Origin of the sequence: Pseudomonas sp. PSB11, assembly GCF_014596605.1 — a bacterium.
GTDB lineage: Bacteria > Pseudomonadota > Gammaproteobacteria > Pseudomonadales > Pseudomonadaceae > Aquipseudomonas > Aquipseudomonas umsongensis.
This window is the reverse complement of sequence record NZ_NOIO01000004.1, coordinates 66781-90022: the sequence shown is the minus strand read 5'-3', so window position 1 is coordinate 90022 and position 23242 is coordinate 66781. Positions and strand designations below refer to the sequence as shown.

The 23242-nt window shown below is 56.0% G+C and carries 23 protein-coding genes and 2 pseudogenes; 19 read left to right on the top strand and 6 right to left on the bottom strand.

Annotated features, from left to right (window positions below; all coding sequences use genetic code 11):
* The first annotated feature begins 1 nt into the window (after position 1).
* The 14 genes and pseudogenes from CGA21_RS07105 (at position 2) to CGA21_RS07045 (ending at position 12379) form a co-directional block, all read left to right on the top strand.
* The gene (locus tag CGA21_RS07105; RefSeq protein ID WP_110750147.1) at positions 2–505 is read left to right on the top strand and encodes a GlcG/HbpS family heme-binding protein; all 504 of its coding nucleotides are present in this window, start codon (positions 2–4) and stop codon (positions 503–505) included.
* A 10-nt stretch (positions 506–515) separates the two neighbouring features.
* Positions 516–926 (top strand): hydroxyisourate hydrolase, encoded by a 411-nt coding sequence (gene uraH, locus CGA21_RS07100; protein ID WP_110750148.1) that lies wholly within the window; start codon positions 516–518, stop codon positions 924–926.
* Between the two features lie 262 nt (positions 927–1188).
* Positions 1189–1962 (top strand): annotated as a pseudogene (locus tag CGA21_RS30335) (PAS domain-containing protein); the annotation flags it as partial.
* A gap of 33 nt (positions 1963–1995) precedes the next feature.
* The gene (locus CGA21_RS30330) at positions 1996–2505 is read left to right on the top strand and encodes a methyl-accepting chemotaxis protein (RefSeq protein ID WP_223194061.1); all 510 of its coding nucleotides are present in this window, start codon (positions 1996–1998) and stop codon (positions 2503–2505) included.
* A gap of 72 nt (positions 2506–2577) precedes the next feature.
* A complete protein-coding gene (locus CGA21_RS07090; RefSeq protein ID WP_218278469.1) occupies positions 2578–3348 on the top strand; it encodes an EAL domain-containing protein in 771 nt (256 codons plus the stop codon).
* Between the two features lie 624 nt (positions 3349–3972).
* Positions 3973–4533: a GTP cyclohydrolase I FolE gene (gene folE / locus CGA21_RS07085; protein WP_110750152.1), complete on the top strand. Its 561-nt coding sequence runs from the start codon at positions 3973–3975 to the stop codon at positions 4531–4533.
* Positions 4534–4568: 35 nt separating this feature from the next.
* On the top strand, positions 4569–5279 hold the full coding sequence (locus CGA21_RS07080; RefSeq protein ID WP_188263858.1) for an SDR family oxidoreductase: 711 nt from the start codon (positions 4569–4571) through the stop codon (positions 5277–5279).
* A 14-nt stretch (positions 5280–5293) separates the two neighbouring features.
* A complete protein-coding gene (locus tag CGA21_RS07075) occupies positions 5294–5599 on the top strand; it encodes a DUF6482 family protein (RefSeq protein ID WP_110750154.1) in 306 nt (101 codons plus the stop codon).
* Between the two features lie 26 nt (positions 5600–5625).
* The gene (locus CGA21_RS07070; RefSeq protein ID WP_188263857.1) at positions 5626–7164 is read left to right on the top strand and encodes a cryptochrome/photolyase family protein; all 1539 of its coding nucleotides are present in this window, start codon (positions 5626–5628) and stop codon (positions 7162–7164) included.
* 13 nt (positions 7165–7177) lie between these two features.
* Positions 7178–7282: pseudogene (locus tag CGA21_RS07065) on the top strand (DUF2256 domain-containing protein); the annotation flags it as partial.
* Between the two features lie 49 nt (positions 7283–7331).
* Positions 7332–8267, top strand: coding sequence for a LysR substrate-binding domain-containing protein (locus tag CGA21_RS07060; protein ID WP_110750156.1), 936 nt, complete (start codon positions 7332–7334; stop codon positions 8265–8267).
* 170 nt (positions 8268–8437) lie between these two features.
* Positions 8438–9889, top strand: a complete 1452-nt coding sequence (tcuA, locus tag CGA21_RS07055; protein ID WP_188263856.1) for an FAD-dependent tricarballylate dehydrogenase TcuA — start codon at positions 8438–8440, stop codon at positions 9887–9889.
* Positions 9876–11033: a tricarballylate utilization 4Fe-4S protein TcuB gene (gene tcuB / locus CGA21_RS07050; RefSeq protein ID WP_110750157.1), complete on the top strand. Its 1158-nt coding sequence runs from the start codon at positions 9876–9878 to the stop codon at positions 11031–11033. The genes tcuA and tcuB overlap by 14 nt, the downstream gene beginning before the upstream one ends.
* Positions 11034–11080: 47 nt before the next feature.
* On the top strand, positions 11081–12379 hold the full coding sequence (locus CGA21_RS07045; protein ID WP_188263946.1) for an MFS transporter: 1299 nt from the start codon (positions 11081–11083) through the stop codon (positions 12377–12379).
* 190 nt (positions 12380–12569) lie between these two features.
* Here the strand turns inward: CGA21_RS07045 and CGA21_RS07040 are convergent, their stop codons facing one another.
* The 4 genes from CGA21_RS07040 to CGA21_RS07025 all read right to left on the bottom strand — a co-directional run bounded on the left by CGA21_RS07040 (position 12570) and on the right by CGA21_RS07025 (position 17820).
* Positions 12570–13823, bottom strand: coding sequence for an OprD family porin (locus tag CGA21_RS07040; protein ID WP_110750159.1), 1254 nt, complete (start codon positions 13821–13823; stop codon positions 12570–12572).
* 92 nt (positions 13824–13915) lie between these two features.
* Positions 13916–15220, bottom strand: coding sequence for a CitMHS family transporter (locus CGA21_RS07035; protein WP_020797484.1), 1305 nt, complete (start codon positions 15218–15220; stop codon positions 13916–13918).
* Between the two features lie 141 nt (positions 15221–15361).
* Positions 15362–16693: a C4-dicarboxylate transporter DctA gene (gene dctA, locus CGA21_RS07030; protein WP_110750160.1), complete on the bottom strand. Its 1332-nt coding sequence runs from the start codon at positions 16691–16693 to the stop codon at positions 15362–15364.
* Between the two features lie 44 nt (positions 16694–16737).
* Positions 16738–17820, bottom strand: coding sequence for a 4-oxalomesaconate tautomerase (locus tag CGA21_RS07025; protein WP_188263855.1), 1083 nt, complete (start codon positions 17818–17820; stop codon positions 16738–16740).
* A gap of 167 nt (positions 17821–17987) precedes the next feature.
* On the opposite strand from CGA21_RS07025, the gene CGA21_RS07020 reads away from it, so the two are divergent.
* On the top strand, positions 17988–18878 hold the full coding sequence (locus CGA21_RS07020; protein ID WP_110750162.1) for a LysR family transcriptional regulator: 891 nt from the start codon (positions 17988–17990) through the stop codon (positions 18876–18878).
* Positions 18879–18913: 35 nt separating this feature from the next.
* Here CGA21_RS07020 and ilvA read toward each other — a convergent pair whose 3' ends face one another.
* The gene (ilvA, locus tag CGA21_RS07015; protein WP_110750163.1) at positions 18914–19927 is read right to left on the bottom strand and encodes a threonine ammonia-lyase, biosynthetic; all 1014 of its coding nucleotides are present in this window, start codon (positions 19925–19927) and stop codon (positions 18914–18916) included.
* 494 nt (positions 19928–20421) lie between these two features.
* Between ilvA and CGA21_RS07010 the strand changes: the two genes are divergently transcribed.
* From CGA21_RS07010 to CGA21_RS29880, 3 genes are all read left to right on the top strand, one after another.
* On the top strand, positions 20422–21237 hold the full coding sequence (locus CGA21_RS07010) for a DUF1206 domain-containing protein (protein ID WP_110750166.1): 816 nt from the start codon (positions 20422–20424) through the stop codon (positions 21235–21237).
* Between the two features lie 136 nt (positions 21238–21373).
* Entirely contained in the window at positions 21374–21622 is a 249-nt protein-coding gene (locus CGA21_RS07005) for a hypothetical protein (protein WP_042955357.1), read from the top strand.
* A gap of 78 nt (positions 21623–21700) precedes the next feature.
* The gene (locus CGA21_RS29880; RefSeq protein WP_411157059.1) at positions 21701–21952 is read left to right on the top strand and encodes a hypothetical protein; all 252 of its coding nucleotides are present in this window, start codon (positions 21701–21703) and stop codon (positions 21950–21952) included.
* On the opposite strand, the gene CGA21_RS29875 is transcribed toward CGA21_RS29880, so the two are convergent.
* Positions 21939–22175, bottom strand: coding sequence for a hypothetical protein (locus CGA21_RS29875; RefSeq protein WP_411157062.1), 237 nt, complete (start codon positions 22173–22175; stop codon positions 21939–21941). The genes CGA21_RS29880 and CGA21_RS29875 overlap by 14 nt on opposite strands.
* Before the next feature lie 371 nt (positions 22176–22546).
* Here CGA21_RS29875 and CGA21_RS07000 point away from each other — a divergent pair, with 371 nt between their 5' ends.
* Positions 22547–23239 (top strand): 3-oxoacid CoA-transferase subunit A, encoded by a 693-nt coding sequence (locus CGA21_RS07000; RefSeq protein WP_168758081.1) that lies wholly within the window; start codon positions 22547–22549, stop codon positions 23237–23239.
* Positions 23240–23242: the final 3 nt, after the last annotated feature.

Genomic DNA, 23242 nt, shown 5'->3' with positions numbered 1-23242 from the left:
CATGCGTAAAAGCCTATCGACTTCATTGCTGATCACACTCGCAATGAGCTCTGCATTCGCCGTTGCAGCCCCGGATCAAGTTGCGCAGCGCAAGGACGTGTCACTTGCAATGGCCAACGATTTGCTAAATGCCGCGCTGACGGCCTGTCACGCCGATGGCCTCACAGCCGTTGCCGCCGTTGTTGACCGAGGGGGCAATCTGGTTGCCGTGCAACGCGATGACAATGTCGGCCCGCACAACACGTTAGCCGCGCAACGCAAAGCTTATACCGCCCTGTCGACCAAGACTTCGACGCGGTTGTTAGCTGAACGCGCTCGCTCTAATCCGGATGCTGAAAACCTCAACACCCTTGATGAATTGTTACTGCTCGGTGGAGGCGTGCCATTGAAATTCGATGGTCAGGTCATTGGCGCCATCGGAGTGGCCGGTGCAGGGGGCGCTGCAAACGATGAAGGTTGTGCAGAGGTCGCTATCAACAAAGTTTTACCTGCCGTTAAAAATTAAGGACATCACCATGACTGTTTTGAAAAGTTTCTTCGCTGGCGCTGTATTGAGTGCCCTTTCAACCCTTGCATCAGCGTCAGCAAATCCATTGAGCGTGCATGTACTCAACTTGCAGGATGGCCTGCCCTCCCCTGGCGTCAATGTCACGTTGGAAAAACAGGACGGGAAAAGCTGGGACATGCTCAACAGCGCGGCAACCAATGAGCAAGGTCGTATTACCGGCCTGTATCCGGAAGGTCGGGGCCTGGAGAAAGGTACGTACCGTGTCACCTTCAAAACCGGTGAGTGGTTCAAGGCGCACAAAACGTCCAGCTTCTTTCCGGAGGTACCCGTCATATTTGAGGTGGACGGCACTGTCCCGCACTACCACATCCCGTTGCTTCTCAGCCCCTACGGTTTCTCCACGTACCGAGGAAATTGATAGTTAAGCGATACCCAATGGTAGCCGCCCGAAGGTGAGGACAGCCGCCCTACTCGAGAGGGCGGCACTGTGGCCTGACTTTGCGGCGTCAAAACCTTGGGCGATAACGCCGATGCGCAATCCCCTACCCGATCAATGCATGATCCGCGATCAACGTGCATCCCTTGTGTTTAAACACGGATTTTCTTGTACAATCTCTATCACCATGTATAAGTATTGCGTTTAATGAAAGTGCCAAGCAGTCCATCCCACTGAGGTACATATGTTCAACTCGCAAATCAAAATAGAACTGGCCATCAGCCAGCAGCGCTTGACCGACTGCGAAGCCACCCTCGCTGCACTGGGTGGCTCCATGGCTTTGATTGAGTTCCAACCTGATGGCACTGTCCTCGACGCCAATAACAATTTCCTGAGACTAATGGGCTATCGCCTTGAGGAAATTCAATCCCGGCATCACCGCTTATTCTGTACGCCGACATACGCCAACAGCGTTGCTTATCAAGATTTTTGGTCGCGCCTGAGCAAGGGTGAGGTCATAAACGACCACTTCCTGCGCCTGGACAAACAAGGGCGTGAGATCTGGCTTGGGGCCACTTATAACCCAGTTCGCGACATATCCGGACGGGTGATCAAGGTCGTCAAGATTGCGACTGATGTCACTGCCCGGGTACAGAAGGAACAAGAGCAGGCGAGCCAGATCAAGGCGATTAACCGTTCCATGGCAACCATTGAGTTCAACCGGCAGGGAGAAGTGATCAGCGCCAACGAAAACTTCCTTGCAGTGATGGGTTACCGCCTGGATGAGATTATTGGCAAGCACCATCGTCTCTTCTGTGAGCATAGCGAAAGTGAATCCAATGACTACCGACAGTTCTGGGAGCGCTTGAATCAAGGCGAATTTTTCTCCGGTAACTTCAAGCGCCTCAACAACCAGGGACACACCGTCTGGTTACGTGCGACTTACAATCCGGTGTTCGACGCCAACGGCAGCCTTTACAAATTCGTCAAGTTTGCGAGCGATATCACTGCTCAGGTGCTCCAGCAGGAAGCTGAGTCACGAGCCGCGCGCATGGCCTATGAGACTTCATTGAAAACCGATGGTGCAGCGCACGAAGGAGCACGAGTGGTGCAGGAGACAGTGGATGTCATGCAAAGCCTGGCTGGCGAATTGAATCACGCAGCCGACGGTATCAATGCTGTCAGTCAGCAGTCGGAAGTCATCAGCAGCATCGTGCAGACCATCCGTGGCATCGCCGAACAAACGAATCTTCTCGCACTTAACGCAGCCATCGAAGCGGCTCGTGCCGGAGAGCAGGGTCGTGGTTTTGCGGTGGTCGCCGACGAAGTGCGCAATCTCGCTTCGCGCACAAGCCAAGCCACCATCAAGATTGTCGAGGTGGTGCAACACAATCGTGAATTGGCCAAGGGGGCAGTGACCAGGATGGAGGCGAGTAAAGACAAGGCAGAACAAGGCGTCAAATTAGCCGGTGAGGCTGGACAAGTGATCCTGGATATTCAGGACAGTGCTCGCCAAGTCGTACACGCGATCAGCAATTTCTCGTCGGCATTAGCGCGATGATTCAGCCTTGCAGCCTTGTGCAAAGTCTTGACTAGATCGACACATTAATAGTCATTGAAAAATGGGTTTTGAATGAACGAAAAAACACGACCAGTCCCTCCTTGTAGTGCCTGCAGGGATGGCGAAGAACTGGATTTTGAGTTCAGCATGGCGTTCCAGCCAATCGTCGATCTGCGCGACAACAGTATTTTTGCCTACGAGGCTTTGGTACGAGGTGACGATGGCAATGGTGCCGCTGCCATTCTTGGAAAGGTGAACGAACAAAACCGGTATGCCTTTGACCAAGCCTGTCGGGTCAAGGCTGTTGAGCTTGCTTCACGCCTGCAAATCCCCTGTTTTGTCAGCATCAATTTTTTACCCAATGCGGTATATCAAGCAGCCACGTGCATTCGTGCGACGCTTGAAGCCGCAAGCAGATTTGGATTTCCCACCGAACGGCTGATTTTTGAGATCACCGAAAACGAAGAACTGGTGGACAAGGAGCATCTAAAAAACATCATTCGAGAATATCGTCGTAAAGGCTTCAAGACAGCGATAGATGATTTCGGTGCTGGGTACTCGGGGCTCAATTTGCTGGCAGAGTTTCAACCCGACATCATCAAACTGGACATGGCCTTGGTCCGTAGCATCTGCACTGACCCGGTGCGACAGGCAATCGTCCAAGGCATACTCGGTGTATGCAAAGCGCTCAAAATTGACGTGATTGCAGAGGGCGTCGAGACCCATGCTGAATTACAGCAGTTACTAACGCTCGGCATTAACCTCTATCAAGGCTATCTGTTCGCAAAACCAGAATATGAAACGCTGCCAAAGGTGAATTGGCCAGCCCCAACCATTGGCTAGACTTGTGACCGAGCTGTCTTAAAGCCGGTATACGTTCGCATCACGTTGTGACCGTACGACAGTAATATCGAGCTATTCAACGCGTGCGCTGCCACTTCAGGTGGCTTTTTTTTGCCTTTTGATTTCGCCAGCAGTTTTGCTAACCCTACCAATGAGATCTCAGATTTTTTGAGAGCAGAGGCTGCAAAGCGCAGAGGTGGCCGTTCTAACGTACGCCAACCGTCATAGGGGATTTGCACGCTGTCGCCCTCTTGATTGCCGGCAAAGAGGGAGCCACCTCGGCAAACGCAAACGCAAACGCAAACATCAGAAAGCAGGTGATTGTCAGGACGTAATTTTCGGCCTATTTTATACAAAACCTATACAGGACAATGCAGATTGTACAATAAAGAGCATCGTCCGCTGAGGCTGTAGTCGCCGTCCCCATTTGGCGTGGTTACCTCACCCTGCTCACCTTCAAAGCAAAGCAGCCGGAGATCGCTTCACTTTGGCCCGACGAATAACCAGAGACATAGGTGATTTGGCGAACCCCGTGTTATCTGCGTCAGATCACACGCAGCAGAAACGCCCCTACTGCCAAGGATTGCCATCACATGAAGCGCAGCATGGCTGCGAGGAATCTAAATGAACCCATCAATAGCCGAGCATTACCGTGAAATTCTCGTCGCCGTAGGCGAGAACCCTGAGCGTGAAGGACTGCTGGACACGCCCAAGCGTGCAGCCAAAGCGATGCAGTACCTGTGCAACGGCTACACGATGACTCTGGAGGAAGTCATCAACGGCGCACTGTTCGAATCGCTGAACGACGAAATGGTCATCGTGCGCGACATCGAACTGTATTCATTATGCGAGCACCACATGCTGCCCTTCATCGGCAAAGCTCATGTCGCGTACATCCCGACAGGGAGGGTATTAGGGCTGTCCAAGGTCGCACGAATAGTCGATATGTATGCCCGCCGCTTACAGATTCAGGAAAACCTCACCAAACAAATTGCCGACGCTCTTCAGCACATGACCGATGCAGCGGGCGTGGCAGTGGTTATTGAGGCAAAGCACATGTGCATGATGATGCGAGGCGTGGAGAAGCAAAACTCGGTGATGACCACATCGGTGATGCTGGGCGCCTTTCGCGAGTCGTCCGCTACGCGTCACGAATTTCTCCAATTGATAGGGCGAATCGGTTAGCGCCAAAAAATCATGTCTGTCTGCGCAGAGGCTAAATGAACAGTTCCTTGAGGATGAACTCCCTTGGCGAGGGCTACCGTGCCTTGGTGATAGGCGCCAATGGAGCGCTCGGCTCGGCGTTTTGTGAGTTGCTCAACGAAGATCCAAAATGCTCGGTTGTTCGTGAGCTGGGACGCAACAGTGTTCCAGGATTGGATCTTGAAAAGCCCGAAAGTATCGCCAGGGCGGCTGGCGCATTATCTGAAGAAGCCCCGTACCAGTTGATTGTGCATGCTGCGGGTCTGCTCCATCGTGATGAAATCAAGCCAGAAAAGAGTTACTCCGCAATTGAAGCGGATGCGTTACTGGCAGTATTCCAAGTCAACGCACTCGGGCCTGCGCTGGTTTTGCGACACTTTCTGCCCTTGCTTGACCCTCGTGGCGCGATGGCTGTGCTCTCCGCCAAGGTGGGTAGTATCGGCGATAACCGTTTGGGCGGCTGGTATGCATATCGCGCCTCCAAGGCGGCGTTGAACATGCTGATTAAAACCGCTGCCATCGAACTGGCAAGAACGCGTCCTCATGCCCGCTTGTTGAGTCTACATCCCGGCACCGTCATTTCCGTCCTGTCACAACCCTTTCGTGGCGCCTCTGCAGCCAGGCCGGCAACTATTGCTGCCCATGAATTGTTATCGCTGATTGACCGCTTGGGGCCCGCGGACAGCGGCAATTTCTTTGCTTATAACGGTGAACGCCTACCTTGGTAGGCAGGGAGTGAACCTTGAATCTGCAAGCGTTGACCGAACGGGCCACGAATGGCGAAGTGCGCGAGTTGGAGTTGCTGTCGCTGGAGGGCGGTTTTTATCTGGCGCGAGTCAGGCTGGATCACGGCCAGTTAACGTTACTGGACGATGTAGCGAAGCCTATGCACCTTCGCTCCATCAATCACCTGCGTGAGTTAATGCAGCTTGTCCCGCCATTTCCATGCGTGCTTGTGCAGCAGTGTGTCCATGACGAGATGTGCGGCTCACGTGAGGGTCCCATCGAGCCGTTGCGCATTCCTTTCTCCCTGGCTGCGCCTTGGTAAGTCACACTTACGCTGGATCCTGTCAAATGAACAAGACTCACCGACTATACCTGGTCTTGGGCGATCAATTGTCCTTCGACCTGGCCTCATTGAAAGGGCTGGATGCGGAGCAGGATACGGTTTTGCTGGTGGAGGTAATGGAGGAAGCCAGCCATGTGCCCCATCACCCGCAAAAAATCACCCTGATCTTCAGCGCCATGCGCCATTTTGCCGAAGCGTTGAAGCAGCGTGGCATCCGCGTGCAGTACGTCACCCTTGATGACCCACACAATAGCGGAACGGTGCCGGGCGAATTGCGCCGCTGGCAGACGCTGCTGCACGCAGAGGAACTGCACCTGACTGAGTGTGGTGACTGGCGCTTGGAGCAGTCGCTCAAGGACTGCGGCTTAGCGATCCAATGGCATAGCGATAGCCGTTTTCTGTGCAGCCGCGCCGAATTTTCGTCCTGGGCCAAAGATAAAAAACAACTGCGCATGGAGTTCTTCTACCGAGAGATGCGGCGCAAGAGTGGCCTGTTGCTCAATGGCGACGGCAGCCCGGTCGGCGGCTCCTGGAACTTTGATGCCGAAAACCGCAAGGCATTACCCAAAGGCGTGAGCCCCCCCTCGCCCGTGCGCTTTTCGGCAGATGCGATTACCCAGGAAGTGCTGGCGCTGGTCGTAAAGAATTTCTCCAGCCACTATGGCGTCCTCGACACCTTTGACTACCCGGTAACCCACGCCGATGCCCAGGCGTTGTGGGACTATTTCCTCGATTGGGGCCTGGCAGCCTTCGGCGACTACCAAGATACGATGGCCAGTGATGAGCCCTTCCTGTTCCACGCGCGGATCAGCGCTGCACTCAATATTGGCCTGTTGGATCTGCGTGAATTGTGCAATGACGTGGAAGCTGCTTACTGGGCGCACAGGATTCCGCTGAACGCTGCCGAAGGTTTTATTCGCCAACTCATCGGCTGGCGTGAATACGTGCGAGGCGTCTACTGGCTGAAAATGCCCGAGTACGCCGGCGGCAATCTGTTTGGCAACAGCAGGCCGCTTCCGGAGTTCTATTGGACAGGCGCTACGAAGATGAACTGCATGAGCCAGGCGATTGGTCAAAGTTTGAAACACGCCTATGCCCATCATATCCAGCGCCTGATGGTGACCGGCAACTTTGCGCTGCTGGCCGGCATCGTGCCGAGCCAGATTTGCGACTGGTACCTGGCGATATACATGGACGCGTTCGACTGGGTCGAACTGCCGAATACGTTGGGGATGGTCATGCACGCCGATGGCGGTTACGTGGGCTCCAAGCCTTATTGCGCCAGTGGCCAATATATAAAGCGAATGTCTGACTACTGCCGTAACTGCGCTTACAAAGTCAGTGAAAGTACGACGCACGACGCTTGCCCGTTCAACTCGCTCTACTGGCATTTCCTGATGCGTCACGGTGACCTTCTGCGTGGCAATCAGCGCATGAGCATGATTTATAAGAACCTTGATCGCATGCCTGAATCCAGGCAGCAGGCGTTATGGCAACGTGGCCAATTTTTGCTCGCGAAACTAGATGAAGGTGAGTCATTCTGAAAAAGAGTGAACGCCTGTCAAAGCATGCCTGGCATGCGGCGTTCCCTTCACATGGAGGAAGAAGTGGGCTCACGGCCGGGAGGAAGTGCACTACTGCCCGGAATGCTGCCATAGGTAGTCTTCAGACGTAGGCATTCCAACAACAAATTGACCTGGAGCAGCAACGCTTGGAATTAAGACAACTGCGTTATTTCGTAAAAATCCTCGAACACGGCAGCCTGGGACGCGCAGCGCTTGAACTGGACGTGGGCGTATCAGCCCTTAGCCAACAGATCGCGAAACTTGAAAGTGAACTGTCAACCCGCCTCCTTAATCGCACCACCACTGGCGTCACACCAACCAGCTCCGGTATGGCGTTCCTGCACCATGCCCAGCTGTGTTTGCGGCAGGCCGACAATGCGATCATGGCGGCTCACCGTGGGCGAATGAGTGGGTATGTCACCGTCGGAATGGCGCCCACGACTGCCACTGTTCTCGCCCTGCCATTGATCAACGCGATGCGAGAGCGCTACCCGGATATTCAATTGCACCTGGTCGAGATGCTGTCCGGGCATTTGGCCACGCAACTCAATGCTCGCCAGATCGACCTGGCCATTCTGTTCCAACTCGAAGGGGGTAAGCGCTGGAGCGTGACACCGCTGCTCGACGAGAAACTATTTGTCATCAGCTCACCTCACCTGCTCCACGCACCCCAGGGAACCAGTGTGCAACTCGCGGATCTGGGTCAACTTCCACTGGTGATGCCGAGTGTGCAACACGGTTTGCGTTCTACGCTGATGGTTGCGTTTGAACGTTCGGGATTGGCGCCCAACATCATCATGGAAGTGGATGGTCTTGCCGTATTGATGAACGCCGTTCGCGCAGGTCATGCCGCCACCATCCAGCCCGGTGCGGCAGCGGCGCTCAAGGGTGAGTCGGGACTTTCAGTGGTGGAAATTTCCGATGCTCACGTGGGTCGACGAAACCTGCTGGCGACACTGCCTGATGATGAGCTGTCTCCCGCTGCTCTGGCGGCGCGGGTGGTCATCACTGATGTCGCGCGACAGTTGGTGATTGATCATCAGTGGCCGGGCGCTTCGTGGATCGAAGACGTCGCGCCATGATCTCCATCCCCCCTGCCCCGGCTTTACGATGAGCGCCAACCGGAAAAGCCTTTACGAAAACTAAACACCCCAACTCATTTCGCGCCTTTCGACAATAAGCTGACAGCTCTACCTTCTCCCCACTCGCGAGGAGCACTTCGTTCATGCCTCCTTGCGATTGAGGAGTGATGATGATCGACGTATTAGTAATTGGCGGTGGCAATGCCGCCTTGTGTGCAGCATTGATGGCGCGAGAGGCCGGCGCTAGCGTGATGCTGCTGGAAGGCGCACCGAAGATCTGGCGCGGCGGCAACTCGCAACACACCCGAAACCTGCGCTGCATGCACGACGCGCCGCAAGATGTACTGGTCGATGCCTATCCCGAGGAAGAATATTGGCAGGATCTGCTGAAAGTCACCGGTGGGATTACCAACGAAAAGCTTGCTCGTATTGTCATCCGCGCCTCGTCAAACTGCCGTGACTGGATGCGCTCCCATGGTGTGCATTTTCAGCCGTCGTTGTCTGGTGCCCTACATGTTGCGCGCACCAATGCGTTTTTCATGGGCGGCGGCAAAGCGTTGGTTAATGCCTACTTCCGCAGCGCCGAGCAGCTGGGCGTCAAGATCCGCTACAACGCACAAGTCACTGACATTGAGTTGAAGGGTGGGGAGTTCGTCGCGGCGTGCATCGGTGAACGTGAGGTCGATGGTCAGCGCTTTCCCGCCGAGCGTATCCAGGCCAAAGCCTGCGTTCTGGCCGCTGGCGGATTCGAATCCAACCGCGAATGGCTCCGCGAAGCCTGGGGTCAAAACGAGCGCGGAGAATGGCCTTCAGACAACTTTCTGATTCGCGGGACGCGTTTCAATACCGGCGTACTGCTTCGGCGCATGCAGGCCCTCGGTGCCGATTTCATTGGTGACCCGACGCAAGCGCACATGGTGGCCATCGACGCGCGCGCCCCCCTGTATGACGGAGGTATCTGTACCCGTATCGATTGCGTATCGCTGGGCGTGGTGGTTAATCGCGACGGTGAACGCTTCTATGACGAGGGCGAAGACTTCTGGCCCAAGCGGTATGCGATCTGGGGGCGCCTGGTCGCGGGTCAACCCGGTCAACAGGCTTACTCGATCATCGACCAACAAGCCCTCGGCCGGTTCATGCCGCCTGTGTTTCCGGGCACTAAAGCCAACTCGTTGGAAGATCTGGCCCGCCAGTTGAAGCTTCCCGTTACCCAATTCGTCAAAACCATCGAGCAATACAACGCGGCCTGCCGCGTCGGCACGTTCGACCACACCGCACTGGACGATTGCCACACCGAGGGTTTGGCACCCGCCAAAACCCATTGGGCCCGCCCGCTGGTAAAGCCACCGTTCTGCGCCTACCCACTCAAGCCCGGCGTGACATTCACCTATTTAGGTCTCGCTACCGACGAAACCGCCGCCGTTCACTTCAACGGCAAGCCTAGCCCCAACCTGTTTGTCGCAGGAGAAATGATGGCGGGCAACGTATTGGGCAAGGGCTATACCGCCGGCATCGGCATGGCCATCGGTACCGCATTCGGTCGCATCGCCGGTGTGCAAGCCGCGGCTGCGGCCGGCTTCCTTACCTCTTCATCCACGGAGCCCCAACATGCAGCTGTTTGATCCCCAGGCACCGGGTCAATTGATACCGGTACTCAACCTTGAAGAAAGCGAAGTCCAGCGACAAATGACCGTTTGCAATGCCTGTCGTTATTGCGAGGGCTTCTGCGCTGTATTCCCGGCCATGACAAGGCGTCTGGAGTTTTCTCAGGCGGATATCCATTACCTGGCGAACCTGTGCCATAACTGCGGTGCGTGCCTGCATGCCTGTCAGTATGCTGCCCCTCACGAGTTCGAAATCAATGTGCCCAAGGCCATGGCCAAGGTCCGCCTCGACACTTACGCCGAGTACGCCTGGCCACAGGTGATGGGCAAGTTGTACCGGCGCAACGGACTGACTTTGGCGCTGGCATCCGGTGCAGGGCTCGCGCTGTTTCTCTGCCTCACGTTGTTGGCCATGGGCAATCTGTTTACCGCAATGCCCGGGGGGAATTTCTATGGGATCTTCCCGCATAACACCCTGGCACTGATGTTCGGTGCGGTCTTCGGCTTCGCGGTACTGGCTTTGACGATTGGCGTGCGACGCTTCTGGCGCAACGTTTCACCGGCGGATGCACCCCACCAGGAAAAGACAGCCGCTGCGCTGGAAGCCACGGCCAACGTCGCCCGACTCAAATACCTGGACGGGGGTCATGGCGAGGGCTGCAATAACGCCGATGATCAATTCACCCAGTGGCGGCGGCGCTTCCACCACTTCACCTTCTACGGCTTCATGCTGTGCTTCGCCGCCACGGGTGTCGCCACGCTCTACCATTTCCTGTTGGACTGGTCGGCGCCCTACCCTGTCCTGAGCTTGCCGGTAATGCTGGGTATCACCGGCGGGCTCGGCCTGCTGATCGGCCCCGCAGGCCTGTTGTGGCTGAACCTGCGTCGCCACCCCGAGCACGGCGACGAAAATCAGAAACCCATGGATCGCGGCTTTATCGCGCTGCTGTTTCTAGTAAGCGCCAGCGGCCTCGCACTTCTCGCGTTTCGCGATACCACTGCCCTGGGCCTGTTGCTGGCGATCCATCTCGGCCTGGTCATGGCGTTTTTCCTGACCATGCCCTACAGCAAATTCGCCCATGGCATCTTCCGCAGCGCCGCGCTGCTCAAATACTCCATCGAAAAACGCCAACCGAATCCGATCAACGCTGGAAGCGACTGATCGTTGAGCCATCCATTCCAAAAACAATATTGATCACCACGGTAGCCATGATGAAAACAACAACTCAAGACACCCGATCCAAGGGGTCGAAACTGGGCGCCATTCTGCGGGTCACCAGCGGCAATTTTCTCGAACAGTTCGACTTCTTTCTGTTGGGGTTCTACGCGACCTACATCTCGCAGACATTCTTCCCCGCCACCAGCGAGTTCGCTTCGCTGATGATGACCTTCGCCGTATTCGGCTCGGGGTTCCTGATGCGTCCGTTGGGCGCTATCGTGCTGGGGGCGTACATCGACAAGGTGGGACGGCGCAAGGGATTGATCGTGACACTGTCGATCATGGCTGCCGGAACGGTATTGATCGCGTTGGTGCCCGGCTACGCCAGCATAGGCATCGCAGCGCCGATATTGGTGTTGCTCGGGCGATTGTTGCAGGGATTCTCCGCGGGTGCGGAAATGGGGGGTGTTTCCGTGTACCTGGCTGAAATCGCCACGCCCGGACGCCGGGGTTTCTTTACCAGTTGGCAGTCGGCCAGCCAACAAGTGGCAATCATTCTTGCGGCTTCATTGGGTTATGCGATTAACGCGTCCATGGACGCTGCCGACGTTGCAGCATGGGGCTGGCGTATCCCATTCTTCATTGGTTGCCTGATTATCCCGTTCATCTTCATCATTCGCCGCTCGCTACAGGAAACCGATGCTTTCAAAGCGCGCAGCCATCACCCAAGTGCCAGTGAAGTCTTTCGCTCGATGCGCGACAACTGGCGCACGGTACTGGCTGGCGGTCTGTTAGCGTCGATGACCACCACCACGTTCTACCTCATTACCGTCTACACCCCGACTTTCGGCCGGTCTGTACTGAACCTGAGCACCAGCGACAGTCTGGTGGTCACGCTGTTCGTCGGCCTGAGCAACTTCATCTGGCTGCCCATCGGCGGTACGATCTCTGATCGCATTGGACGCCGCCCCTTGTTGCTGGCGGTCAGCTTGCTGTGCATCTTCACCGCCTATCCCGCCATGCATTGGCTGGCCGCGGCGGCAAGCTTCGAACGACTGCTCGCCGTGCTGCTGTACTTCTCTTTCTTCTTTGGGATTTACAACGGCGCGATGGTTGCGGCTTTGACCGAGGTAATGCCACAGAATGTACGAGTCGTAGGATTTTCGCTGGCATTCAGTTTGGCAACGGCTGTGTTTGGCGGTTTTACGCCCGCCATTTCAACAATCCTGGTGCAGGCAACAGGTGACAAGGCGTCGCCCGCCTACTGGCTGATGTTTGCTGCGCTGTGTGGGTTCACAGCGACGACGATCTTGTATCGCAGGCAAAAAGCTGTGCCAGTCAACGCTTGATCAAACAGGGGTTTCGGCGTAATTCAGGGCTTTGCGCTGAATAAATATCGCGCCCTGGCCTGCATTGACTGATCTTCGTCTCAATGCAGGCCAACAACCGACCTATCCTTTGCAGAGCCCTGCTCCTCGGTGCCCAAACCTAAAACCAGAGCAAACAACATTACGGGGGCGCGAGGCCGCGATCAGGGGATCACCAAAGAACGATGTCGTAGGTAAAGTAGACCCGGTTGCTGTCTCGGCCACGGGAATAATCCGAGCGGTAAACGTAGTTACGCAACCGCACACCCAGGCCTTTGAAGGTGCCTTGCTGCACGACGTAAGCCAGTTCGGCATCACGCTCCCACTCTTTTACGGTGGTGTTGGATTTACCGTCGTTGCCGCTTAAATAGCGGGTGGAGAACGTCAGGCCTGGCACACCAACGGCAGCAAAGTTATAGCCGTAATTGAGCATCCAGGTTTTTTCATCTTCCTCGACGAACTTGCCTATCCCGGCGTTGCTGAACGAGTAAACCGTAGCGCCACTGATAAAGGGCAAACCAGCATCACCACTCAGGGTCTGGTATCCGCCACCGAAGGTATGGCCGGAGATGGCGTAGGACAGTTGCCCGCTCAGCATGTTGTTGTCGATCTTGCCGCTGTAGGCAGAACCGGTATCAACACTGTTGAAGTAGCGCAAATCACTGGTCAGCACGCCGCCGCCCAACGGAAGATCGTGCTGGATACCCGCAAAATTCTGACGGTAGAAATTTTCCAGCTCGCCGTAGAAGTAACTCAAGCGAATGGTTTTCCCCAGCTTGTATTCGGCCCCTGCGTAGCTGAAGTCGCCTGATTTATCACCGCCATAACCGTCGGGCACAATCGGCATGCTGTCGGTGGAGTCACGCTGTTTGAATCGATCCAGGTAGCCCCCGGTGAGGGTGAGGTTGTCGATGTCGCCGCTACTGATCTGTGTGCCCTGGAACGTTTGCGGCAATAGTCGCGCATCGTTGTAAATCAGCACCGGAGTCTTGGGTAACAAGGTGCCGTATTTGGCCGTGGTCTTGGCCAGTTGGGCCTTGGCGGTCATGCCCAGGCTTGAAAACTCGTCAGCCGCACGTCCGTCATCATGGACGGGCAACAAGCCAGTGCCGCTGCGGCCCCGGCCGGAGTCAAGCTTGACCCCGAGCAGGCCAAGGGCATCCACACCAAACCCGATGGTGCCGGGGGTAAACCCTGACTGGTAATCCAACAGGAATCCCTGGGCCCACTCGGTTCGCTCGCTCTTGGCCGTCCTTGCCGATTTGGCACTCAAACCATGCTCGTCGCGGAAGTTTTCATTGAAATAGACATTGCGCAGTTGCAGCTTGAGCTTGCTGTCATCGATAAATCCTTGCGCACTGGCACTGGCCAGCGGCAACAGACAAAGAAGTGGAAACAGCGCCCGTTGGGTGTGCAAAGTGGTCATGACAAGCTACTCATTGTTGTTTTTTTGGAGTGCAGGACAGCGCGCGCCTCACTGGCGAGGCGCGTCAGGAAAATGCAATGGAGTTGGGGGAATCAGGTAAACAGACTGATCGCCCCGGTCAACAGCGCTAGCGCGGTAATCACCAGGGAAGTGAGCACCGCCCATTTGACGGTGGCTTTCTGGAAGTCGCCGATATCGCGATCAACCATGCCCACCAGCAACAGGGTTGAAGCCACCAACGGACTCATCAGGTGTACTGGCTGGCCGAGAATCGATGCGCGGGCGATCTCCACCGGATCAATGCCATACGCCGCGGCGGCATTCGCCAGGATGGGCACCACACCGAAGTAGTAAGCATCGTTGGACAGGACGAAGGTCAGCGGCATGCTGGTAATCGCCACGACCAGTGGGAACAGATGCCCCCAAGACGGTGGAATCCAGTCAACCAGGGTTTGCGCCAGCGAGTCCACCATCTTGGTGCCCGAAAAAATCCCGGCAAAGATACCGGCGGCAAACACCAGGAGTACGACTGTCATCGCGTTGCCCGAATGGGCAAGGATGCGTTCCTTCTGAATATCCAGTTGCGGATAGTTGATCATCAGCGCCAGTACGAACCCGATCAGAAACAGGATTGCGGAATGCATGATCCCCATCACCAGCGCGACCATCACCACGATCACCAACAGCAGGTTGACGTAGGCCAGCTTCGGGCGCTTGTGCGGAGTGTCTTCAAGAATCGCCTTGATGTAGCAATCACCGCCGCCGCTTTCCAGTTGGATATTACCGATACGCTTGCGCTCGGCACGCCCCAGCAGGAAGGCGGTGAAGACCACCCACATTGCACCGCCGATCATGGTCGGCAGCAACGGCACGAAGTAGGCGCCGGCATCCAGGCCCAGCGCCGCGATCGCTCGGGTCGCGGGCCCTCCCCAAGGGGTCATGCCACTCATGATGCTCAGAGAAAGCATGGCAATGGTCGCCAGGATCATTGGATTCATCCCGATACGTTTGTACAGGGGAAGCATTGCCGCACAGGTAATCATGTAGGTGGTGGTGCCATCACCATCCAGGGCCACCAGCAGCGACAGCAACGCTGTGCCGACCGCGATTTTCATCGGGTCGCCGTTGACGCGTTTGAGGATCTTGCGAATCAGCGGGTCAAACAGGCCGGCGTCGATCATCAAGCCAAAAAACAAGATCGCGAACAGCAGGAGCGCGGCCGAAGGTGCGACCATTTTCAAGCCGTCGAGCATCATCTTGCCGGTAGTGCCCCCAAAACCGCCAATGACGGCAAACACAATCGGCACCACTGTCAGGGCGACAATCGGCGACAACCGTTTGGTCATTATCAGGACGGTGAAGACCACCACCATGGCCAAGCCAAGCAATGCGAGCATAGGTAAGTTCTCTTGTTCTTATGAGTAGCGTGGCCGGCGCACAGACGCACGACCCCGCGCCCGCCAGATGGCACGATCAACGTAACCTGGCGGGGGGTGTTCATTGAGGTATTTAAGGGAGCTCGATTCAGCCGTGACCGGTCAGACGTGTTCCGTGACCTTCAGGCCGTCCCAGTCCGGCTTCTGGACTTGGGTAGGGGTTACCGCGGGCAAAGGTGTGCCGTCCAGGGTGCGCATCAGGGTCTCGCGATCGCAGGCGTTCTCCGAGATGGACATCACCACGGTAGCCACCGCGTTGCTTGCCAGACTGGTCAATGCCCGGGCTTCCGACATGAATCGGTCGATACCGATCAGCAGGGCGAGGCCGGCCAGGGGAATGTCATGGATCACGGTGAGTGTCGAAGCCAGCGCGACAAAACCGGCGCCGGTGACACCCGCTGCCCCCTTGGAGGACAAGAGCATGATCGCCAGCATGGTCACGGTCTGGGTCAGGCCCAGTTCGATGTTGCAGGCTTGGGCAATGAACACTGCTGCCAGCGAGAGGTAGATCGCCGTACCGTCGAGGTTGAACGAGTAACCTGTTGGCAGCACCAACCCCACCACACCTTTCTTGCAACCCAGGGCTTGCAGCTTTTCCAGCATCCGCGGCATCACAGGCTCAGTGGAAGACGTTCCCAACACCACCAGGAATTCTTCACGGAAGTAGCGCAGCAACTTCCAGAGGCTGAAACCATTGGCTCGGCAAATGCTCCCCAGCACCACAAAGACGAAGAACGCACAGGCGATGTACAACGTCATGATCAACTTGGCTAACGAGCCCAGCGATGTAATACCGTACTGGCCTACGGTGAACGCCAGGGCGCCGAAGGCACCGATCGGAGCGAAGCGCATCAGGTAGGAGAAGATCTTGAACACCATGTGCGAGGCAGACTCCAGTACATCCAGTACCGGCTTGCCACGCTCGCCGATGGCCGAGAGTGCAAAACCGCTAAGCACTGCGATGAACAACACCGGCAGTACTTCACCTTTATTGAAAGCCCCGATGAACGTATCCGGGATGATGTGCATGAAAAACTCGACCACTCCCAGCTTCGCGGCAGAATCGGTGTACTGCGACAGGCCCTTGGTGCTTAACTGGGTGGGGTCAATGTTCATGCCCACACCGGGCTTGAACAGGTAGACCGACACCAGGCCGATGATCAAACTGATCACGGTCAGCGCCAGGAACAGCAGCATGGTCTTGCTCAACAGGCGGCCGAGGGAGCGTTTGTCGCTCATGCCGGCGATGCCGGTGACGATGGTGCAGAACACCACCGGAGCGATCATCATCTTGATCAGCTTGATGAAGGCATCACCCAGCGGTTTCAAGGCAATGGCCTGTTGCGACCAAAAATGTCCGACGAGCACGCCCAACAACACGGCGAGGAGGATCTGGAAGTAGAGCGATTTTACGATTTTCATGGCATCACCCATTTTTAGAATTGTGCTGATGCAAAAACGGCAATGACTAGGGGGAATTATCCGGCGAGTCGTTGGGAAGCCGCGGCGTAGACAAAACCGGAGAACAGCCGGCGCGCTGTACGTACCACCGAGGCGCGAATGGTCTCACCCTGATCGCCGGTGTAGGACAAAACGACATCTATTCCACCACTTGGATGTTCAATGCGTACGTGCTTCAAGCGCGGCTCGCTAACCCCGCCAAGCAATTGCGCGACCACACTGCCTGGCGTGACGCAAGCAGTGGCCAGGCCGATGGAACCGGTGATCGCCAAGGCCCGGTGGCAGTTGTGGGGCATGAAGTAGCGCACCTGGATTGTGCCGCCAGCCTTGGCCGGAGATACCAGCACGGGCTTGGGAATCACTTTATCGCTGACATCACCCAGGCCCATTGCCAGGCCGGCTTGCAGTCGCAAGGACTCCAGGCGACGCAAGAACTCTTTGTCGGCATCCAGCTCAGCAGGACTTTCATCACCCTGTTTACCCAGTTGGCCGGCTTCGACGATCATCATCGGCATTGCCATGTCGATGCAGGTCACTGCGATACCGTCGATAAAATCCTGCGTTCGCCCCGTCGGGAAAAGTTTACCGGTCTTGCTGCCCGCAGCATCCAGGAACGTCAGTTGCACAGGCGCGGCGGTACCCGGCACACCATCGATGGCGGTGTCGCCTTCATAGCTGACCGTGCCACCGGGGGTCTGAACCTCGGCGTTCACAAAAGTCCCGGTATTGAGGTTGCGAATACGCACACGGGTCAGGTCTTTGCAGGCTTTGACCAGCCCTTGCTCGATGGCGAACGGGCCAACGGCGCAGAGCATGTTGCCGCAATTGGGCGCGGTGTCGACTCGACGTTGGGACACCATGACCTGAACGAACAAATAGTCGACATCTGCCTCAGGATGCAGCGACGGGCTGACGATCGCCACCTTGCTGGTTTGTGGGCTGCCGCCACCGATACCGTCAATTTCCAGCTCATGTCCAGAACCCATAAGGTTCAGCAGCAGTTCATCACGCTCTGCGATCGCAACAGGTAAATCCCAGGCGAGAAACACTGGGCCCTTGGAAGTACCACCGCGCATTAGCACACAGGGAATTCGTTGCATGAATACTGACTCTTGTTGATCAATGGGGGTTATTGATGTCTTGTGAGCAAGAGTCGCAGGCTTTCAAAATTGTTTCCAATGCAAATATCAGCCTGATTATTGCGTTTGACGAATGATAAACCTAGGATGACCGGGCTGAACAACGTTCCTCTGAGGGGATAAAAAAAGTGAATTATGAGCTTAATGACATCCGATCTTTCGTGAAGATCGCAGAACTTGGCAGTTTCCACGAAGCAGCCGATGCGTTGCATCTCTCTCAACCGGCGTTGAGTCGCAGGATGAAAAAGCTAGAAGAAGGATTGGGAACAGCGCTCCTCGATCGCACGACAAGACGGGTAAGCCTCACCAGTGTCGGGCGAGACTTCCTGCCCAAGGCACGACGCTTACTGGATGACTTCGACGACTCGATACTCAACATCCGGGAGCTGGCGGAGCGCCAGAGCGGCCGGGTAACCCTGGCCTGCATCCCCACCGCTGCCTTCTACTTTCTGCCATCGGTCATCCGCCTCTACAACGAGCGCTATCCACAAATTCGCATTCGCTTGCTTGACCTGAGTGCGAACGAAGGACTGGAGGCTGTCCTGCGCGGCGAAGCCGACTTTGGCATCAACATGATGAGCGGCCAGCACCCGGACATAGAATTCGTGCCGTTGGTCAACGAGCCTTTTGTCCTGGCATGTCGACGCGATCATGAGTTGGCCAAACGAAGCTCCGTCACCTGGTCTGAACTCAGCAATTACCGCCTGATCGGGGTCGGTCGCCTGAGCGGCAACCGAATGTTGCTCGACCACGCTCTGTCGGGCTTGAGCTGGCGTCCGCAGTGGTTTTATGAGGTGCAACACCTGTCTACATCGCTGGGTCTGGTAGAAGCTGGATTAGGCGTTTCGGCAATGCCGAGCCTGGCGATGCCTGCAGTGGATCATCCAACGTTGGTGAGCATCCCTTTGACCGAGCCTGTTGTGAACCGTTCGTTGGGACTGGTTTACCGACGGGGCGCCTCCCTCTCCCCGGCAGCGGAAAAATTCGTCTCCATCCTCCTGGAACAGTGGGAGCAATGACCCATGGCCGGATTAACCCGCCCTGGAATCCGGCATTACGCTGATGCCTCACTCAATGCAGCGCGTTCGGCCACATGGCGTAAAGCGTCGAAATTGATATTGGCACCGGAGTCGATGGCAATCAGCGTCTGATCCCGCACACCCGTTCGCGCAACGTATTTCTTGATGCCAGCAACGGCCAGGGCGCCAGAAGGCTCAGTGATAGAGCGTGTATCGTCGTAGATATTCTTCATCGCGATGCAAAGCTCGTCGTTACTGACAGTCAGTACCTCATCGACGCAAAACCTGCACACCTCAAAGCCGTGGGCGCCGATCTGCGCGACCGCCACGCCATCGGCAAAGGTACCCACACTTGGCAGCACCACTCGATCATCGGCCTGGAGGGCTGCATCCAAACAGGCTGAATGTTGCGACTCGACGCCAATGATGCGCACCTCTGGCCGCAAGTATTTAACGTAAGCCGCGATGCCGGCGATCAAACCGCCACCGCCCACCGGAACAAAGATGGCATCCAGCCCTCCTTGATGCTGACGCAGTATTTCCATGGCGACCGTGCCCTGCCCGGCAATCACATCCGGATCATCGAAAGGCGAAACAAACGTTTTGCCGGTTTGGCTTGCCAGTTCTAGTGCATGAGACAAGGCAAACGGAAAGCTTTCGCCGTGCAACAGTGCCTGGGCGCCACGACTACGGACACCTGACACCTTCAACGCTGGCGTCGTGGTGGGCATGACAATCATGGCGTCGATGCCAAGTTGCCGTGCGGCCAATGCCACCCCCTGGGCATGATTGCCCGCGGAAGCGGTGATCACTCCACGGTTCTTTTGCGCCGCGCTCAAGTTGACCAGTTTGTTGTAGGCCCCTCGGATCTTGAAGGAAAAGGTCGGTTGAAGATCTTCGCGCTTGAGCAGGATCTGGTTACCCAAGGCCAAGGATAATGCAGGTGCCGGCTGCAGGGGCGTATGCACGGCCAGTTCGTAAACCGGCGCGGCGAGGATCTTTTTGACGTACTGCTCAAGTAGGGTGTGTTGGGCGAGCGTACTGGGCATGATCGTCTCCTGACATTGATCAGAGCCCCGAGACAGAAAATGAAAACCCGCCTCCAGGGCGGGTTGGGTGCTGCAGTCGTGAGCTAGCCCGCCAAATGAGGAATGGCGGTAATAATGCTTGGCTGGCAGCGCAATACGGTGAAAGTCATGCTCGGAAATTAACCGGGTGCCGATGGCAAGTCAACGGCCAATTTTCAAATACTTCGGTAGCTGATCGGCAACACTTCATCTACGTCTGCGTGGCGACAAAAGCACCGACTTGGAAGTGTTTCGTCACACAGTTGCCCCTTTATGTGAAACATCGCAGTGGGATTAGACCGCACCATTCAACAACGGACTGGCCCCAGCTAAGGCCGAGAAAGAACTGAACGCCGTGTCCGGGATTAGTTGCCCACTACAGAGTGTCCATTCTGAGTGATTGAAGAACTCGACCTTTATCGAACCCTTGCCGAAGCGATAGGTCTGCTCTTGTACACGTCCACGGAAATAACCGAATGTCCGCTCAACACACCCTTGTCGTCCTCGCTCGGGGCGGATATGCCGCTCGCGGCGTTCTGTATCTGATCATTGGTATCTTCGCGCTGCTGGCGGCTCAAGATTCAACAAAACCGAAGGACAGCCACAAGAGCCTTGAAGCGTTGTTGAGCCAGCCATTCGGATATGTCCTGGTTGGGCTAGTGGTGGCGGGTCTGCTGGCCTTCGCAGGGTGGCGAGTGCTGCAAGCCATTCGCGACGTCGATCATCACGGTACGAAACTAAAGGGATTGGTGATTCGTGCGGGTTTGTTGGCGGGCGGTTTACTCAATGGTGCTCTTGCGTTTTTTGCCTTAGGGCTGCTCATTAGCGGCGTCAGAAGCTCAGGTAATGCCGGAGCTGGGGAGACGAAGGATCTACTGGCGCATCTTTTGTCCTGGGATCACTCAAACGTGGTCGTCTACCTCGTGGCGCTCGTTCCATTAGGCGTAGGAATTGCTCACATCATCAAAGGATGGAAAGCGTCGTTCGAGAAGTATCTTGAGGCTGATGAGGACGTGATGCGATACGTCCGTCCGGTGGCTCGTTTCGGACTCATGGCTCGCGGCGTGGTGTTTATTGAGATCGCCCTGCTGCTGGCGATCAGCGGCTCCCGTTATCAAGCCACGGATCCACCCGGCATGAAGGAAGCGCTCGATGCCCTTCAGAACCTGCCTGTTGGCGGTTTGATTCTGATGGTGATGGCTTTGGGATTGATCGCCTTTTCGGCCTACAGCTTCTCCGAAGCCGCATGGCGCAAGATAAACATGGATGTGCCTGGGGTAACGAAAACATAGGCGCGTGGCAGGAGCCACCGCCAAGGCCGAACCCTCAGTATTAAATTAATTTGAACCGCTTTGGGACGTGCCCGCCTAATGATCAGCTTGTGATGAATTGCACAGGCAATGTGCCAATAACGGCATACTCCGAGAGGTGATCGACGTGGCTAAAGACGAGAAGAAAAGCAAAGGTGACGCTTCGAAAGCAAGCAAGGATTTGAAAGACAAAAAGGCATCACCGGCGAAGAAATCAGCTGCGGCCTCGGCTCTTTCGAAGTCTTCCGAAAAGAAAGACAAGAAAAAAGATGCCGAACCAAAGAAATCTGCAAAAAAAGCTGATAGCAAGCCAGAAAAGGCCAAGAAATCAGAGAAAGCAGAAAAGTCCACGAAAAAGAAAAAGTGACATCCTGGTATTTGCTAGGGCTTTACGCCCTAGCTTACTCAGGCCGAGCTGTTCGCAACCGCGATCAGTACCTTCGCCATGAAGGTGGAGCATTTGGACAATCTTGATTGGGTTCAATGGCCGGCGATGTTCGTCACGGTACTTGCGGCGTGGCTGATCGGATCACAGCGCCCTGGAAGGCGAATGACCGGGTTCGTATTGTTCAGCTTGAGTAACGTGCTATGGGTGATTTGGGGCATTTATGCGCAAGCTCATGCCCTTATCGTGTTACAGATTTGCCTGTTCCTGATGAATCTCCGTGGGTTCAAAAAGAACTCTAGAGCCCCGTAGCATCAGGATCCCGGGATACCCTCGAACCCTTGAGATTCTTTCTGAAACCCCGGGCGTTCATCCCTAGAAGAACACACTCAAGTACGATCAACGCATAAGCGTGCGAGTGAAGGCCCCAGACAACCCACAACGCATTGCTTGCGATGAACCCCCAAAAAGCGATCATCCGTCGGCGTGGTCGTTGGGAACCGACGAACCAGGCCGAGATCACCGTGACCACCATAGCGGGCCATTGCACAAGATCGATGTATTCCAAGCCAGCCCCCCTCGCGCTACAGCCTTATTCAATGTGCAACGCCAGCACTCGCCAGCGAGTTGAGAGTGGGCAGTCCACTCAAACCGTGGATATGGCGAATAGGTGATCCAGGCCATCGGCCCGGTAGATGTAAGGGTCTGGACACCGCTGCACAGCTCAAAGTTCTAAGCGAAGCCTTCGGGTTACGGTTTCGTTCGCTAATCGCACGACATCTCCTGCCAGGACACCCGCCTGCGCCCATTGTTTGGCACCCTATGCACATCGTTGCAGTAACCATGAATTCATGCGGTTTGGCGTCAGAGCATTCTGTTCGGCCAACTTGAAAACAGGAGTAAGCCTTGATCAATAAAACATTTGAATCCGTCGCTGCTGCACTGGACGGTATTGCCGATGGTTCGGTCATCATGGTGGGTGGCTTCGGCACGGCCGGGATGCCGTCGCAGCTGGTGGATGGCGTCATCGCCTCGGGCGCTCGCGATCTGACCATCATCAGCAACAATGCCGGCAATGGTGAAATCGGCCTGGCCGCCTTGCTCAAGGCCGGGCGCGTTGCCAAGGTCATCTGTTCGTTTCCGCGCCAATCCGATTCCTATGTATTCGACGAACTCTACCTGGCGGGAAAGGTGCAGCTTGAAGTAGTGCCGCAGGGCAATCTGGCGGAACGTATTCGTGCGGCAGGCTCTGGAATCGGTGCGTTTTATTCGCCTACCGGATATGGCACGTTGCTGGCCGAAGGCAAGGAAACTCGGGTAATCGACGGTCGTAACTATGTGCTGGAAATGCCGTTGCACGCTGATGTCGCCTTGATCAAGGCCGAAAAGGGCGATCGCTGGGGCAACCTCACCTATCGCAAAGCCGCGCGAAATTTTGGACCGATCATGGCGATGGCAGCGAAAACGACAATCGCCCAGGTCAACCGGATCGTCGAGTTGGGAGAGCTGGACCCCGAACACATTGTCACCCCGGGGATCTTCGTTCAGCGCGTGGTTGCAGTGCCGCTCGCCCCTATCTCGAATGCCAACGTCAACTGAGGC

Excerpts from the sequence above, each read along its gene's own strand:
- CGA21_RS07105 (WP_110750147.1), top strand. The coding sequence starts at position 2 with ATGCGTAAAAGCCTATCGACTTCATTGCTGATCACACTCGCAATGAGC.
- CGA21_RS07040 (WP_110750159.1), bottom strand. The coding sequence starts at position 13,823 with ATGACCACTTTGCACACCCAACGGGCGCTGTTTCCACTTCTTTGTCTG.
- CGA21_RS30330 (WP_223194061.1), top strand. The coding sequence starts at position 1,996 with ATGGCCTATGAGACTTCATTGAAAACCGATGGTGCAGCGCACGAAGGA.
- CGA21_RS07025 (WP_188263855.1), bottom strand. The coding sequence starts at position 17,820 with ATGCAACGAATTCCCTGTGTGCTAATGCGCGGTGGTACTTCCAAGGGC.
- CGA21_RS29875 (WP_411157062.1), bottom strand. The coding sequence starts at position 22,175 with ATGGTGGTCACGGTGATCTCGGCCTGGTTCGTCGGTTCCCAACGACCA.
- CGA21_RS07090 (WP_218278469.1), top strand. The coding sequence starts at position 2,578 with ATGAACGAAAAAACACGACCAGTCCCTCCTTGTAGTGCCTGCAGGGAT.
- CGA21_RS07010 (WP_110750166.1), top strand. The coding sequence starts at position 20,422 with ATGTCCGCTCAACACACCCTTGTCGTCCTCGCTCGGGGCGGATATGCC.
- tcuB (WP_110750157.1), top strand. The coding sequence starts at position 9,876 with ATGCAGCTGTTTGATCCCCAGGCACCGGGTCAATTGATACCGGTACTC.
- CGA21_RS07070 (WP_188263857.1), top strand. The coding sequence starts at position 5,626 with ATGAACAAGACTCACCGACTATACCTGGTCTTGGGCGATCAATTGTCC.
- CGA21_RS07080 (WP_188263858.1), top strand. The coding sequence starts at position 4,569 with ATGAACAGTTCCTTGAGGATGAACTCCCTTGGCGAGGGCTACCGTGCC.
- CGA21_RS07035 (WP_020797484.1), bottom strand. The coding sequence starts at position 15,220 with ATGCTCGCATTGCTTGGCTTGGCCATGGTGGTGGTCTTCACCGTCCTG.
- ilvA (WP_110750163.1), bottom strand. The coding sequence starts at position 19,927 with ATGCCCAGTACGCTCGCCCAACACACCCTACTTGAGCAGTACGTCAAA.
- dctA (WP_110750160.1), bottom strand. The coding sequence starts at position 16,693 with ATGGGTGATGCCATGAAAATCGTAAAATCGCTCTACTTCCAGATCCTC.
- tcuA (WP_188263856.1), top strand. The coding sequence starts at position 8,438 with ATGATCGACGTATTAGTAATTGGCGGTGGCAATGCCGCCTTGTGTGCA.
- uraH (WP_110750148.1), top strand. The coding sequence starts at position 516 with ATGACTGTTTTGAAAAGTTTCTTCGCTGGCGCTGTATTGAGTGCCCTT.
- folE (WP_110750152.1), top strand. The coding sequence starts at position 3,973 with ATGAACCCATCAATAGCCGAGCATTACCGTGAAATTCTCGTCGCCGTA.
- CGA21_RS29880 (WP_411157059.1), top strand. The coding sequence starts at position 21,701 with ATGAAGGTGGAGCATTTGGACAATCTTGATTGGGTTCAATGGCCGGCG.
- CGA21_RS07045 (WP_188263946.1), top strand. The coding sequence starts at position 11,081 with ATGATGAAAACAACAACTCAAGACACCCGATCCAAGGGGTCGAAACTG.